Here is a 14,231-nt window from a genome sequence, read left to right as displayed (position 1 = left end):
CCCTTTCCGTGTCAGTACGAGATCCGCGCCAGCTTCCCGATCTCCAGCGCCGTCCACAGTGCACCGTCCGGACCCACCGCGATCCCGTGCGGCTCCGACCCCGGCGTCGGCAGCTCCACCTCGGTGATCACGCCGTCCACCGTGATCCGCCCGATCCGGTTACCACCCCACACCGTGAACCAGCAGGCCCCATCCGGGCCCGCCACGATCGCGTGCGGCCGCGACCCGCGGTCCGGCAACGGGAACTCGACGACCTCCCCGCCGGTGTCGATCCGCCCGACCTGACCCGCACCGATCTCCACGAACCACAACGCGCCGTCCGGCCCGGCCGTGATCCCCACCGGTGCCGCGGCCTCCGTCGGCAACGGGTACACCGAAACCTCACCGGACGTCGTGATCCGGCCGATCGCGTTCGCCTGGTTCAAGGTGACCCACAACGCCCCGTCGGAACCCGCGGTGATCATGGACGGGAACGCACCCGAAACCGGCAGGCGAAACTCCGTCACCTCACCCTCGACGGTGATCCGGCCGACCCGATCGGCGTTGATCTCGGTGAACCACAGCGCCCCGTCCGGCCCCGCCGTGATGCCGTACGGCGTCGGCACCGCGAACGACGACACCGCCCCCTCGGTCGTGATCCGCCCGATCCGGTTCCCCTGGTACTCCGTGAACCACAACGCGCCGTCCGGCCCCGGCGTGATCACCGTCGGCCCGGTCGTCGCCGGGTCCAGCTGATAGGTCGTCACCTCATACGCGGTGCTCATGCGGCCGATCTGCCCACTGTGGACCAGCGTGAACCACAACCCGCCATCCGGCCCGGCCACGACCCCGTACGGCCCCTGGCCCGGCACCACGAACTCTTCGATCGACGCCATCACGCGCCCCCCATCCCCGGTGATCGCCCGGAGCGAAACTCGCACGCCCACAGCGAACGACGATCACCACCACACCCCCAGCACCCTACGGTCGGGCCCATGACCCTCCTCGCCGTACCCGACATGCAGACACCCGGCCAGTCCTTCACCGACTCCGTCAACGAACAGCTCCTGCGCGACCGCATCGTGTTCCTCGGCACCGAAGTCACCGACGACGTCGCCAACCGGATCGTCGCCCAGCTGCTCCTGCTCGCCGCCGACGACCCCGAGAAGGACATCACCTTCTACATCAACTCACCCGGCGGCTCCGTCACCGCCGGCATGGCCATCTACGACACCATGCAGCTCGTCAAACCCGACGTCTCCACCTGGGGCCTCGGCTTCGTCGCGTCCATGGGCCAGTTCCTGCTGACCTCCGGCACCCCCGGCAAGCGCTACCTGCTGCCCAACACGCGCATCGTCATGCACCAGCCGTCGGCCGGGATCAGCGGCGCCGCCACGGACATCGCCATCCAGGCCGAGGTGTTCGGCAAGATGAAGCTCCGCATGGCCGAGCTCACCGCGCAACAGACCGGCCAGAACGTCGAGCGGATCACCGCCGACGCCGACCGCGACCGCTGGTTCGACGCCGACGAAGCACTGGCGTACGGCTTCATCGACCACATCGTCACCCGCGAGCAGGCGACGGCCTGACTCCCTGGTCTTTGCTGGTTTGTAACAGCTACAGAACCACTGATTTTCTTGAAATCAGCCCCGCAGTATAGGGCGTTATACACTTAGAGATGCTGCTGGACCCGGATGTGGTGGTCCGGGTCCAGCAGGGTTGGTCAGATGCCTCAGACGCCGTTGATGCCGCGGCGGATGAGCAGGGGTTCGATCTCGGGGTCGCGGCCGCGGAAGGCGCGGAAGGCGTCCATCGGGTCGACGCTGCCCCCCTTCCCCAGCAGGGTGCGGCGGAAGTGGTCGCCGTTCTCGCGGGTCAGGCCGCCGCTCTCGCGGAACCACTGGACGGTGTCGGCGTCGAGGACTTCGCTCCAGATGTAGGAGTAGTACCCGGCGCTGTAGCCGCCGCTGAAGACGTGGGCGAAGTAGGTGGTGCGGTAGCGCGGCGGGACGCTTTCGAGCGCCACACCGGCCTTGACGAGGGCGGCGGTCTCGAACCGCTGCACCTCCCCCACGTGGTCGTCGACGCCGAGGCCGTGCCAGGCCTGGTCGAGCAGCGACGCCGCGAGGTATTCGGTGGTGGAGAAGCCTTCGCCGTACTGCTGGGCGGCGAGGAGCTTCTCGATCTGCTCGGCGGGCAGCGGCTCACCGGTCACGTGGTGCTTGGCGTAGTGGGCCAGGACCTCCGGCCACAGCATCCACATCTCGTTGACCTGCGACGGGTACTCGACGAAGTCACGCGGCACGTTGGTACCGGAGAACGTCGGGTAGCGCACCGCCGAGACCAGCGCGTGGAGCGCGTGCCCGAACTCGTGGAACGCGGTGACGACCTCGTCGAAGGTCAGCAGGGTGGGCTCCCCCGCCGGCGGCTTGTTGACGTTGAGCACGTTCACCACGACCGTGCGCTCGCCGAGCAGGTCGGACTGGTCGACGAAGGTGTTCATCCAGGCGCCGCCGCGCTTGGCGTCGCGGGTGTAGAGGTCGAGCAGGTACAGCCCCAGCGCGGTGCCGTCGGCGTCGAAGACCTCGAAGGTGCGGACCTCCGGGTGGTAGACGGGCAGGTCGTGGCGCTCGGTGAAGGTCAGGCCGTACAGCTTGCTGGCGGCGAAGAAGACGCCGTCCAGGTACACCCGGTCGGCCTCGAAGTACGGCCGCAGCCCCTCGGTGTCGACGTCGAAGCGCTCACGGCGGACCTGCGCGGCGTAGTACGGCCAGTCCGACGGCCGCAGCTTCGCGCCCGGGACGTCGGCCTCCAGCAGCTTCTGCAGCTCCGCGGCTTCGGTGCGGGCGTTCGCGACGGCGGCCGGGGCGAGGCGCTCGAGCAGCCCGGCGGCCGCCTCGGCGGTCTTCGCCGTCTCGTCCGCGATGACGTACGCGGCGTGGTTCGGATAGCCCAGCAGCGCGGCGCGTTCGGCGCGCAGGTGCGCGATCTCGGCGACGACGGCGTTGTTGTCCTGGTCGTTGCCCTGGTTGCCGCGCGCCATCGACGCGGTGTGGATCCGCGCGCGCACGTCACGGTCGCTGAGCGTCTCCAGCGGCGACGCCTGGCTGGTCGGCAGCGTCAGGTTGATGACGTACTTGCCGGTCTCCCCGCGGGAAGCCGCCGCTTCGGCCGCCGTGGCGATCGCGCTGTCACCGAAGCCGGCCAGCTCGGCGCGGTCGCCGATGACGACGGCCAGTTCGTTGGTGTCCTTGAGCAGGTTCTGCTGGAACTTGGTCTGCAGCGTCGAGAGCTGCCCGTTGAGCTCGCGCAGGCGGGCCTGCTCGGCCTCGCCGAGCCCGGCGCCGGCGCGGCTGAAGTCGGTGTGCCGGCGTTCCAGCAGCCGCAGCGACTCCTCGTCCAGCCCGAGGTCTTCGCGCCGGGCGTGGAGCGCGTCGATCCGGGCGAACAGCCGCGGGTTGAGGTGGATCGCGTCGTGGTGGGCGGCCAGCTTCGGCGCGAACTCCGCCTGGATGGCCTGGATCTCGTCGGTGCTGTTGGAGCCGGCCAGGTTGTAGAAGACGCTCGCCACGCGGCCGAGCAGCTCCCCGGCGCGTTCGAGGGCCTCGACGGTGTTCTCGAACGTCGGCTCGGCGTCCTGCGCCGCGATCTGCTCGATCTCGGCGGCGTGCTCGGCCAGGCCCGCCTCGAACGCGGGCCGGTAGTGCTCGTCGGAAATCCGGTCGAAGGGCGGCAGGGCGTAGGGCAGCTCGCTGGGTGCGGCGAACGGATTGTCCGGCGAAATCATCTCGGGGCAGGCTCCTGGTCGGGGAAAACACTCGGTCCCGCCACCCTACGTGCTCCCCCGGGAGCGATGTCAGCGCTTTCCGTAGGTGGCCCGGGTCACCGGCCGGTGGTACCGCCGACGACCGCGTCGCTGCTCGAGGCGTCCTTCGCGGCCTTTTTGCCCCGCTTCGCCGGTTTCGGCGCGGGCGGCACGATGCCGCGGAAGTCACCGCTGTGGTCGTTGACGCGCAGGACGAACGGCCGGGTCTCGGTGTAGCGCACGACCGAGATCGACGACGGGTCGACGACGATCCGCTGGAAGGCGTCGAGGTGCTGGCCGAGGGCGTCGGCGATGAGGGACTTGATCACGTCGCCGTGGCTGCACAGCAACCAGACGGCGTGGTCGCCGTGCTCGGCGGCGATCCGCCGGTCGTGGGCCCGGACCGCGGCCACCGAGCGGGCCTGCATCTGGGCGAGCCCCTCGCCGCCGGGGAACACCGCGGCGGAGGCGTGCGCCTGCACGACGCGCCAGAGCGGTTCCTTGGCCAGGTGCTTGAGCTCCTTGCCGGTCCAGTCGCCGTAGTCCACTTCGGACAGCCCGGGCTCGACGGTCTTCCCGATCCCCCGCGCCGCCAGCAGCGGCGCGACGGTCTGCTTGCACCGCAGCATCGGCGACACGACCACGTCGGCCAGCGGGACGCCGTCGAGGCGTTCGACGAGCTTCTCCGCCTGGGCCCGGCCCGTGTCGTCGAGGTTCACCTTCGGGGACCGCCCGGCCAGGATGCCGGATCCGTTGGCCGTCGACTTGCCGTGCCTGACCAGAATGACCGTACTCACAGGACCCACCCTACGTTGCCGCCGATCATCCTCCCGGGTGCTGGGCGGCAACGCGGGCGAGCCGTGACGATCAGCTGCCGACCGGGCCGGCGTTCGGGTCCAGGGCGCCGGTGAAGATGAGGACGAACAGCAACACGCCCAGTACCAGGCGGTAGACCACGAACGGCACGAAGCTGCGCTTCTTGATGTAGGCCATCAGCCAGGCGATCACCAGGTAGCCGACGCCGAAGGCGACCAGCGTGGCCAGGATCGTCGGCCCCCACTGGGCCGGCACGCCGCCCGAGCCGATGTCCTTGAGCTTGTACACGCCCGAGCCGAACACCGCGGGCAGGGCCAGCAGGAACGAGTACTCGGCCGCCTCGGCGCGGGTGTAGCCCATCAGCAGGCCCGCGCTGGTCGTGCCGCCCGAGCGGGAGACACCCGGGATGAGCGCCAGCGCCTGGGCGAAGCCGAAGCCGAGGCCGTGCGGCACGGTCAGCTCGTCCAGGCCGCGCTCCTGCTTCCCGATCCGGTCGGCGACCAGCAGGATCAGGCCGAACACGATGAGTACGGTCGCGGTGATCCGCAGGTCGCGGAACGCGCTGTCGATGGCGTCCTGCAGCAGCAGGCCGAGCACCACGATCGGCAGCGAGCCGACGATGATCAGCCAGCCCAGCCGGGCGTCCGGGTCCCGGCGCCAGTCCGGTTTGTACAGCGAGAAGAACCAGGCCTGCAGGATCTTCCCGATCTTCTTGCCGAAATAGAGGATCACCGCGAGCTCGGTGCCGATCTGGGTGACGGCGGTGAACGCCGCACCCGGGTCGTCCCAGCCGACGAGCGCCGCGACGATCCGCAGGTGCGCGCTCGAGGAGATCGGCAGGAACTCCGTCAAACCCTGGACCAGGCCCAGGACGAGCGATTCGAACCACCCCACGTCAGGCCACCCCCGCCAGCTCGAGCGCCTCGACGGCCGTGCGCAGGGCGGCCCCCGGGTCGGGGCTGAACGACGACACCGACAGGGTCGTCACGCCGGCTTCGGCGAATTGGGTCATCTTCTCCGCGATCCGTTCCTTGGGTCCGAGCAGCGACGTGGCGTCGAGGAACTCCAGCGGCACCGCCGCCATCGCCCCCGCGCGGTCGCGGGCCAGGTACTTCTCCTGCACTTCGGCGGCCTCGGCTGCGAAGCCCATCCGGCAGGCCAGCTGGTTGTAGAAGTTCTTCTCCCGGCTGCCCATGCCGCCGAGGTAGAGCGCCGCGTACCCGCGGACGGCGTCCGCGCAGGCCCGCCAGTCGTCGCCGACGACCAGGGGCACGGTCGGGACGACGTCGAAGCCGTCCATCGACCGCCCGGCCGCGTCGGCGCCGGCCCGGATCTGCGCGAGCTGCTCACCCGCGTGGGCGGGCGAGAAGAACACCGGCAGCCAGCCGTCGGCGATCTCGCCGGTCAGCGCCAGGTTCTTCGGCCCGATCGCGGCCAGGTACAGCGGGATGTGCTTGCGCGCCGGGCGGACGGTCAGCCGCAGCGCCTTGCCGGGGCCGTCCGGCAGCGGGAGCGTGAAGTGCTCGCCCTCGAACTTCAGCCGCTCGCGGCGCAGCGCGCTGCGCACGATCCCGACGTACTCGCGGGTGCGGCCCAGCGGCGACGCGAACCGCACGCCGTGCCAGCCCTCGGACACCTGCGGGCCGGAGACGCCGAGGCCGAGCCGGAACCGGCCGCCCGAGAGCGTGTCCAGGGTGGCGGCGGTCATCGCGGTCATCGCCGGGGTCCGCGCCGGGATCTGCAGCACCGCGGCGCCGACGTCGATCCGCGACGTCTGCGCCGCGATCCAGGAAAGCACCGTCACGGCGTCCGAACCGTAGGCCTCCGCCGCCCACACGACGGCGTAGCCGAGTTCGTCCGCTTGTTTCGCCAGGGCCAGGTTCGCGGGGTCGTTCCCCGCTCCCCAGTAGCCGAGATTCAGTCCGAGTCGCACGGGGCCAGACCCTAACGGGGGCCCTTGTGGGCGACACGACTCACCTTGGTCAGGTCCGGCCGGGGCGGCCCACTAGGCTCGGCGGTCGTGGAAAAGCGACAGCTGGGCCGCTCGGGACTGCGGGTCTCGCGGATGGCGCTCGGCACCATGACCTGGGGTGGCGACACCGACGCGGAGGAAGCGGCGAGCCAGCTGGTCGCCTTCGTCGACGCCGGCGGCACCCTGGTGGACACCGCCGACATCTACGGCGAAGGCGAAGCCGAACGGGTGCTCGGCTCACTTCTGGGTGATCTCGTCCCGCGCGACGACATCGTCCTCGCGACGAAGGCCGTCGCCCGGCGCACCGACGGCCCGTTCGGCGGCGGCGCTTCCCGCGGCGCGCTCCTCTCGGCGCTCGACGGCTCGCTGAAACGCCTCGGCACCGACCACGTCGACCTGTGGCAGCTGCACGCCTGGGACCCGACGGTGCCGGTCGCCGAGACCCTCGCCGCCCTCGAATACGCCGTCAACAGCGGCAAGGCCCGCTACGTCGGCGTGTCCAACTACTGTGGCTGGCAGCTGGCGACGGCCGCCGCCGGGGCCGCCGCGGTCGCGCCGCTCGTCTCCACCCAGGTCGAGTACTCGCTGCTGGAACGCGGGGTGGACCGCGAGGTCGTGCCCGCCGCCGAGCACCACGGCATCGGCCTGCTGCCCTGGGCACCGCTCGGGCGCGGGGTGCTGACCGGCAAGTACCGCAGCGGCACGCCGGCCGACTCCCGCGGCGCCTCCAGCGTGTTCGCCGGGTACGTCGAGCACCACCGCACCGACCGCGCCGCCCGGATCGTGCAGGCGGTCGCGACCGCCGCCGACGGGCTCGGCACGTCCCCGCTCGCGGTGGCCCTGGCCTGGGTCCGCGACCGGCCCGGCGTGGTCGCCCCGGTCGTCGGCGCCCGCGACACCGGCCAGCTCACCGGCTCCCTCACGGCGGAGGGCATCACCCTCCCGCCGGCGATCCGGTCGGCGCTCGACGACGTCAGCGCGATCGAGGCCGGCTACCCGGAGCGGTGGCCCCGGTGATCGGCACGGTGATCGACACCGTGTCGATCACTGGGGCAGGTGTCTGTTGGGTGACATGCACGTGACGGCAAGACGATCGTGGAGGATGCTGATGAAGACCGCCCGTCGAGGGACATCTGGAGGCACCAACGTGCGTCGGCTCACCGCCGCGTCGCGGATCGCGATCCCGCTCGCCGGTGTTCTGGTGCTCGCCGGCTGCTCCTCGGCCAAGTCGGACAGCGACGACCTGCAGATCGTCGCGAACCCGGTGGCCGCGCAGCCGGCCGTCTCCCCCGCCGTCACGGTGAAGCCCGCCGGGCAGGTCCTGCCGGGCTCGGCCGTCTCCGCGGTGGCCGTTTCGGGGTCGACACTGGTCGTCGCTCTCGCTCAACAGCCGTCTTTGCAGCTCTACGACCTGGACGCGCTCGCGTCACCGCCGGTGAATATGCCGTTATACGGCACAGCTTCGCGGTTGACCGTGGCGCCCGGCCGGGTGGAGATCGCGGAGCCGGGTCAGGGTGTGGTGCAGCAGCTGACGTTGCCGGACCGGAAGCTCACGGAGACGAAGACGGGCGGGCAGCCGGCGTCGAGCATCGCCTACGGCGCCGACCGGCTGGTCGCGATGGGGGCGGCGAAGGACATCCAGGTGCTGCCCGCGAGCGGTCCGGCGCGGACGATCGGCGGGCAGATCTACAGCGCCGACGACGTCCTGGCGGCCGGCGACGGTGTCGTGGTACTGGATCGCCTGCGCACGGCCGTGTTCTCCGTGGACGTCGCCGGCGGCAAGATCAACGAGGGGCTGCGGGCGGGTGACGGCGCCGCCAACGCCGTCGCGGACTCCTACGGCCGGATCCTGGTGACCGACGCGCGGGCGGGCGCGCTGATCGCGTTCTCGGCGTCGCCGCTGATCATGCGGCAGCGCTACCCGGTGCCGGGTGGCGCGTACGGGATCGCCTACGACGCCAAGCGGAGCCTCGCCTGGGTGACGCTGACGGCACGCAACGAAGTGGTCGGGTTCGACGTCCGCGGCGGTGAGCCGGTCGAGAAGTACCGGTTCCCCACCGTGCGCCAGCCGGACTCGGTGGGGGTCGAGGACCAGAGCGGCCGGGTGATCATCGGCTCTGCCGCCGGAGAAGGGACCCAGGTGATCCAGCCATGACGACGGTCAGCGAGGCGGTGGTCGAAGGGGATTGGGAGTACCGCCGCCTGCACCTGCCCCCGGGTGTGTCCCGGCGTGCGGCGGCGATCCAGCTCTCCATCCACGCGGAGTTCGCCGGCTGGGAACTGCGGAACGTCCGGCTCTACGCCGACGGCACCCGCAAGGTCTGGCTGCGCCGCAAGAAGACGGGTGAGACCCTGCCCGGCGGCCTGCCCACCTGATCGACCGGCGCCGACCGGCCTCGGGTGGCTGCGCCCCGGGCCGTCAGACCACGCCGTCCAGCTCGGTGCGCAGGCCGATCGCCTTGACCAGCAGGTGCCGGCCCGCGAACAGGAGCAGCACCGCCGCCGTGCCCGCCACGACCGCCGCGGCCGTGCCGAGCCAGAGGCCGATGACCTCCATGCCGTCCGTGGGTGACGGGATGTCGGCGAGGGTCACGTAGGCGAAGACCGCGGCGGTGACCACGGTCGCGGCCGCCGTCGCGCCGACCACGACGTTCGCCCCGGTGAGGGCCGACGGCTGGAACACCGTGCCCCGGCTCGCCCGGCGCAGCAGCATGCCGAGGCCGACGAGCGCGAGCTGCCCGCACGCCACGAACGCGATCGCCGCGGCCACCAGGGGGAGCCGGATCGGCGCGTACGGCGGGAACAACTCGACCTGATCGGCCGCGCTCGTCGGGATCACGACGAGCTGGGCGTACAGGCCGACGAGGAACGCGCCGGCGACGACGGTCTGCAGCGAGGCGACGAGTAAGCGAGGCATGTATCGATAGTCGATGCCTACCGCTCGATTGTCAATCGAACACGCGGGCCAGCCAGTCGCTCCAGATCTTTTCTTCGACCTCGCCGTCCGCGCCGGGCGTGAAAACGTGGTGGGCCGCGACCACCGGACCGCGGAAGCCCCGCATGAACCGGATCATCGCGTCGGGCGTGCGGATGCCGACGGCCTGGTCGTCGGCCACGTAGACGACGCCCTCGACCGGCGCGCGGCCGTCGAGGTCCAGGCGCACCCGGTCCCCTTCGGCGATCCGGGCCGGAAGTCCCAGCGCGGCCCCGAGTTTCGCCCAGGCTTCGGTCCAGTCCGGGATCGGCGGCCCGAACGCCGTGACCGGGACCGCGACGCGGCCGGCGAAGTGCGTGACGTACTCGACCAGCGTGCGCAGGAACAGCGCCCGGCCCGACGTCATCGCCTCGAACTCGTCCTCCCAGTCGTCACCCGGCAGGAAGCCGCTCGTGACGCACCGGATCACCGAACTGCCGCCCTCGCGGCCCTCGATGAGGAACTCGTAGGCGATGTGCCGGCCGTCGGGCGCGGTGTCGGTGCCGTAGACCAGCCGCTCGAGCGGCTCCCACTCGCGGATCCCGCACTCGGACCGGTAGCCGCCGAAGGCGCCGCGGACCACGCCGCCGGTGCCGCCCTCGACCTCGTTGCGGCCCATGAACCACGAGTCGATGCCCGGGCCGGTGGCGATGGCCGCCCACAGCTGTTCCGGCGTCGCGTCGACGTCGGCGACGTCGGTCCGTTCGAAGTCGCGGCCCATGTCAGGACTCCTCCCCCGGCGTCGCCGGCACGCTCGGGTGCACGGCGACGATCACCCGGTGCTTGCGGCCCTTCTCGGCCGTCTCGTCGTGGTACCTCCCCACCAGCGTGGTGACGGCCGTCGCCAGCTCCTCGGCGAACGCGGCCCTGTCGGCCGCCGAGGCGAACCGCACCTCGCCGTCGAGCGCGAAGGTGGCGACCCGCTGGTTCGCCTTGGCCGCCCCGGTGATGAGCACGCCGACGTCGCGCACCAGCCGGCCGGCCACCGCCAGCAGCCAGCGGGCCGAGAGCCGGTCCGGCGACCGGGCCGGGTCCGGCTGCACCGCGGCCAGGGCCGCCGGCGAGATGACGTACGAGGACGCCGTCGCCCGCATCATCCGCTCGGTGACGTTGCCCTTCCGGCGCTCCTCGACCAGCTCCACCAGGCCGTGCGCCTCCAGCGCCCGCAGGTGGTAGTTGACCTTCTGCCGCGGCAGGTCGACCCGCCCGGCCAGCATCGTCGCGGACGCCGGTTCCGCCAGCTCGGCCAGGAGCCGGGCCCGGATGGGGTCCAGCGAAACCTCGGCCGCCGCCGGGTCTTCGATCACCGCCACGGAGAACATGCGCCCAGCATCGTGCCGAACAGAAGAATTGTCAAGAACTCTCGTCTTGTCGGTAACTCGCGTTCACCAGGGCGAGGATCCGTGGCAGCACCTGGGGCGCGGCCTCCAGCGGCACGACGTGCCCGACACCCGGCAGCACCACGGCCGTCCCGTCGTCGAGGCCCCCGGCCCACTGCTCGACGTCGGCGGCCCGGACGATGCGGTCCCGCTCCCCCACGATCGCCGTCACCGGCAGGCCGCTGACCTGCGTCAACGCCGCGTCGCGGGCGTAGGCGTCCAGGGCCGGGCGGAACAGGGAGACGGTGTGCGGCCAGTTGCCGCGGATCATCTGCACGGTCAGCTCGACCAGGTCCGGCTCGGGATCGTCGCCGAAGAGCCACCACCGCAGGCCGGCGCTCACCGCGCGGCTGGTGCGCTCGTGCACCACGCCGAACAGCTTCGAGCCGAGCACCGCTTCGAGGTCGCGGGCCAGCTTGCCCAGCGCGTTCGGCCAGGTCGCCGAGACCTCCGTCGCCAGCGTGCCCGACGACGTCGCGAGCAGCGCCAGCCCGGACACCCGGGCGCGGAACAGCTCCGGGTGCCGCTGGGACAGCGACATGATCGCCAGCCCGCCCATGTCGTGCCCGACCAGCACCACCCGCCCGGCCGGGACCTCGCGCTCCAGCAGCTCGGCGAGGTCGTCGCCGAGCTGGGCCATGGTCGCCGTCCCGCGGCGCGCCCGCCCGGACCCGCCGTGGCCGCGCTGGTCGTAGGTCAGCACGGCCACCGGCCCCTCGGCGGCGTCCGGCACCAGTGGCGCGATCCGGTCCCAGCTGCGCTGGTCGAGCGCGTAGCCGTGGACGAACACCACCGCGACCGGCGCGTCCGGGTCGCCCCGGCGGACGACCGCCAGGGGCGTCCCGTCGGCGAGCGCGAAGCCGGTCATCAGGACGTGCGCAGGAACCGGTCCAGCACGCGGGTGCCGAACTTCAGCGCCTCGATCGGGACGCGCTCGTCGACGCCGTGGAACAGGGCCGAGAAGTCGAGGTCCGCGGGCAGCTTGAGCGGCGCGAAGCCGAAGTTGCGGATGCCGAGGTCCTGGAAGGACTTCGCGTCGGTACCGCCGGAAAGCATGTACGGCAACGTCTTCGCGCCCGGGTCCTCGGCCAGGATCGCCGCGGTCATGGCATCGACGAGCGCGCCGTCGAAGGTCGTCTCGACCGGCGGCAGCTCCATCCACTCCTTCTCGATGTCCGGGCCGAGCAGCTCGTCGAGCTCACGGTCGAACGCCTCCAGGCGGCCGGGCAGGATCCGGCAGTCCACCGACGCCTCGGCCACCGACGGGATGACGTTCGACTTGTAGCCGGCGGTGAGCATCGTCGGGTTGGCCGTGTCGCGCAGGGTCGCGCCGATCATCCGGGAGATGTTGCCCAGCTTGGCGACCGAGCCCTCCAGGTCGTCCTCCGGGAAGTCCCAGCCGGTGATCTCGGTGACGCCGGCGAGGAACTCCTTCACGGAGTCGGTGAGCACCAGCGGGAAGCGGTGGTTGCCGAGCTTCGCGACGGCTTCGGCCAGCTTCGTCACGGCGTTGTCGCGGTGGATCATCGAGCCGTGCCCGGCGGTGCCGCGCACGCGCAGCTTCATCCAGCGGATGCCCTTCTCCGCCGTCTCGATCAGGTACGCGCGGACGTCGTCCTTCAGCGTGATCGAGAAGCCGCCGACCTCGCTGATCGCCTCGGTGACGCCCTCGAACAGCTCGGGCCGGTTCTCGACCAGCCACTGGGCGCCGTACTTGCCGCCCGCCTCTTCGTCGGCGAGGAACGCGAAGACCAGGTCGCGCGGCGGGACGACGTTGTGCATCTTGTAGTGCCGGGCCAGCGCGAGCGCCATCCCGCACATGTCCTTCATGTCGACCGCGCCGCGTCCCCAGACGTAGTCGTCCTGGATCGCGCCGGAGAACGGGTGGACCGACCATTCGGACGGATCGGCCGGCACGGCGTCGAGGTGACCGTGGATGAGCAGCCCACCCCGCTCGCGATCGGCCCCTTCGAGCCGCACGATCACGTTGTGCCGGTTCTTCCCACCCGACTCGACGTAGGTGATCTCGTAGCCGGCATCGGTCAGCTTCTCCGCGACGTACTCGGCCGCCGCCCGCTCGCCGACCAGGGTCTCGGGGTCCCCGGTGTTGGTGGTGTCGATGCGGATGAGCTCACTGGTCAGCGTGACGGCCTCGGCCGCGGCGGCTTCGATCAGGTTCGGTTCGGTCACCGGCCATTCCTATCATTCGCGCGACCGGGTGCGCTGATCACCGAGGTTTCCGGGATCAGTTCCGGTCGGGTGCCGAGACCACTTCGGACACGGCCGCAGGTGCCGGTCGAGGACGCCCAGGGCCTCGGCGTCGTGGCGGTCGAGCGCGGCGACCAGGGTGCGGTGCTCGGCGTCGACCACCGGCAGCCGCTCCGGCCGGCCTCCAAGCCCGCACGGCGACCCGCTGCCGGCGCGACCGCGGTGTGTCGTACGACTCGGTTAGCACGGTGTTGCCCGCCGCGTTCACGATCGCGCGGCGGTTCACGGTGGTGACGGGCTGTCCCTGAGACAACACAACACGGTAACGGGCCGATGTTCCCGTAACGACCTTCCGGAGCGGGAGCGACTAACCACTCGTTCACCGCGAAAGGATCATCGTGACTGCCCCCACGCCCTACCAGCCGGCACCGTCGCCGGTCGCCCAGCCGCCCCGCAACGGACTCGGCACCGCCGGCTTCGTCCTCGGCCTCGTCGGCTTGATCTTCTCGCCGATCCCCATCATCGGCCTGGTCGCCTGGCCGCTGGTGATCATCGGCCTGATCCTGTCGTTCCTCGGCCTCGGCCGCGCGAACAAGGGCGCGGCCACCAACAAGGGCCTCGCGATCGCCGGGATCGTGCTGTCCGCGATCGGGCTCGTCGTCTGCGTGATCTGGGTGGCCGTGTTCGGCAAGGTCGCCACCGACGCCGCGAACTCGCTCCCGACCGCGCCGCCGGCCCTGACGGGTGCGCCCGCCGCGGCTCAGCCCGGCACCGGCGGCGACCCGGCCGCCGCCAAGCACACCGTCGTGTACAAGGTGACCGGCACCGGCAAAGCCGGCAACATCACCTTCACCACCGACGGCATGACGACGACGAGCCAGGAGTCGAACGTCAAGCTGCCGTGGGAGAAGACCATCGAGCTCCCCGGCGGCCAGCCACTGCAGCTGGTCAGCATCCTGGCCCAGGGCAGCGGTTCCGGGAACCTCAAGGTGACGATCGAGGTCGACGGCAAGGTCTTCAAGGAGGCCACCGCCCAGGGCTACGGGGTCGCCACCGCGAACGGCGACATCGGGACGCTCAGGAACTGAGGGGTCGGGT

The 14,231-nt window shown here is 71.3% G+C and carries 16 protein-coding genes; 5 read left to right on the top strand and 11 right to left on the bottom strand.

All coding sequences use genetic code 11. The features are described from left to right. Positions 1–11: 11 nt before the first annotated feature. Positions 12–875 carry a Vgb family protein gene (locus OG439_RS12555; RefSeq protein ID WP_326949558.1) on the bottom strand — a complete coding sequence of 288 codons (864 nt, stop codon included), beginning with the start codon at positions 873–875 and terminating at the stop codon, positions 12–14. 99 nt (positions 876–974) lie between these two features. On the opposite strand from OG439_RS12555, the gene OG439_RS12550 reads away from it, so the two are divergent. Continuing rightward, positions 975–1,568 carry a ClpP family protease gene (locus OG439_RS12550; protein ID WP_326949557.1) on the top strand — a complete coding sequence of 198 codons (594 nt, stop codon included), beginning with the start codon at positions 975–977 and terminating at the stop codon, positions 1,566–1,568. A 143-nt stretch (positions 1,569–1,711) separates the two neighbouring features. Here the strand turns inward: OG439_RS12550 and OG439_RS12545 are convergent, their stop codons facing one another. From OG439_RS12545 to OG439_RS12530, 4 genes are all read right to left on the bottom strand, one after another. Next, positions 1,712–3,766: a M3 family metallopeptidase gene (locus OG439_RS12545; RefSeq protein WP_326949556.1), complete on the bottom strand. Its 2,055-nt coding sequence runs from the start codon at positions 3,764–3,766 to the stop codon at positions 1,712–1,714. A gap of 95 nt (positions 3,767–3,861) precedes the next feature. Beyond that, on the bottom strand, positions 3,862–4,581 hold the full coding sequence (locus OG439_RS12540) for a histidine phosphatase family protein (protein ID WP_326949555.1): 720 nt from the start codon (positions 4,579–4,581) through the stop codon (positions 3,862–3,864). A 70-nt stretch (positions 4,582–4,651) separates the two neighbouring features. Next, positions 4,652–5,494: an undecaprenyl-diphosphate phosphatase gene (locus OG439_RS12535; protein ID WP_326949554.1), complete on the bottom strand. Its 843-nt coding sequence runs from the start codon at positions 5,492–5,494 to the stop codon at positions 4,652–4,654. Between the two features lies 1 nt (position 5,495). Further along, positions 5,496–6,533 (bottom strand): LLM class F420-dependent oxidoreductase, encoded by a 1,038-nt coding sequence (locus OG439_RS12530; protein WP_326949553.1) that lies wholly within the window; start codon positions 6,531–6,533, stop codon positions 5,496–5,498. Positions 6,534–6,620: 87 nt separating this feature from the next. Between OG439_RS12530 and OG439_RS12525 the strand changes: the two genes are divergently transcribed. The 3 genes from OG439_RS12525 (at position 6,621) to OG439_RS12515 (ending at position 8,948) form a co-directional block, all read left to right on the top strand. Continuing rightward, a complete protein-coding gene (locus OG439_RS12525) occupies positions 6,621–7,589 on the top strand; it encodes an aldo/keto reductase (RefSeq protein WP_326949552.1) in 969 nt (322 codons plus the stop codon). 130 nt (positions 7,590–7,719) lie between these two features. Beyond that, the gene (locus OG439_RS12520; protein ID WP_326951535.1) at positions 7,720–8,727 is read left to right on the top strand and encodes a hypothetical protein; all 1,008 of its coding nucleotides are present in this window, start codon (positions 7,720–7,722) and stop codon (positions 8,725–8,727) included. Further along, complete coding sequence (locus OG439_RS12515; RefSeq protein ID WP_247051714.1) at positions 8,724–8,948, top strand: DUF5703 family protein; 225 nt, start codon at positions 8,724–8,726, stop codon at positions 8,946–8,948. Before OG439_RS12520 ends, OG439_RS12515 begins: the two co-directional genes overlap by 4 nt. 43 nt (positions 8,949–8,991) lie before the next feature. On the opposite strand, the gene OG439_RS12510 is transcribed toward OG439_RS12515, so the two are convergent. The 6 genes from OG439_RS12510 to OG439_RS12485 are packed head-to-tail and all read right to left on the bottom strand — an operon-like array spanning position 8,992 to position 13,295. Beyond that, complete coding sequence (locus OG439_RS12510) at positions 8,992–9,489, bottom strand: DUF2975 domain-containing protein (RefSeq protein WP_326949551.1); 498 nt, start codon at positions 9,487–9,489, stop codon at positions 8,992–8,994. A gap of 31 nt (positions 9,490–9,520) precedes the next feature. Continuing rightward, positions 9,521–10,267, bottom strand: coding sequence for an SRPBCC family protein (locus tag OG439_RS12505; protein WP_326949550.1), 747 nt, complete (start codon positions 10,265–10,267; stop codon positions 9,521–9,523). A 1-nt stretch (position 10,268) separates the two neighbouring features. Continuing rightward, entirely contained in the window at positions 10,269–10,868 is a 600-nt protein-coding gene (locus OG439_RS12500) for an ArsR/SmtB family transcription factor (protein WP_326949549.1), read from the bottom strand. Between the two features lie 31 nt (positions 10,869–10,899). Next, positions 10,900–11,793: an alpha/beta fold hydrolase gene (locus OG439_RS12495; protein WP_326949548.1), complete on the bottom strand. Its 894-nt coding sequence runs from the start codon at positions 11,791–11,793 to the stop codon at positions 10,900–10,902. After that, on the bottom strand, positions 11,793–13,115 hold the full coding sequence (locus OG439_RS12490; protein WP_326949547.1) for a M20/M25/M40 family metallo-hydrolase: 1,323 nt from the start codon (positions 13,113–13,115) through the stop codon (positions 11,793–11,795). The genes OG439_RS12495 and OG439_RS12490 overlap by 1 nt, the downstream gene beginning before the upstream one ends. Positions 13,116–13,127: 12 nt before the next feature. Continuing rightward, positions 13,128–13,295: a hypothetical protein gene (locus tag OG439_RS12485; RefSeq protein ID WP_326949546.1), complete on the bottom strand. Its 168-nt coding sequence runs from the start codon at positions 13,293–13,295 to the stop codon at positions 13,128–13,130. Positions 13,296–13,531: 236 nt separating this feature from the next. On the opposite strand from OG439_RS12485, the gene OG439_RS12480 reads away from it, so the two are divergent. Continuing rightward, on the top strand, positions 13,532–14,221 hold the full coding sequence (locus OG439_RS12480; protein WP_326949545.1) for a DUF4190 domain-containing protein: 690 nt from the start codon (positions 13,532–13,534) through the stop codon (positions 14,219–14,221). The last annotated feature ends 10 nt before the right edge of the window (positions 14,222–14,231 follow it).

Origin of the sequence: Amycolatopsis sp. NBC_01307 (assembly GCF_035975215.1) — a bacterium.
Taxonomy (GTDB): domain Bacteria; phylum Actinomycetota; class Actinomycetes; order Mycobacteriales; family Pseudonocardiaceae; genus Amycolatopsis.
This window is presented reverse-complemented; position numbering and strand designations above follow the sequence as displayed.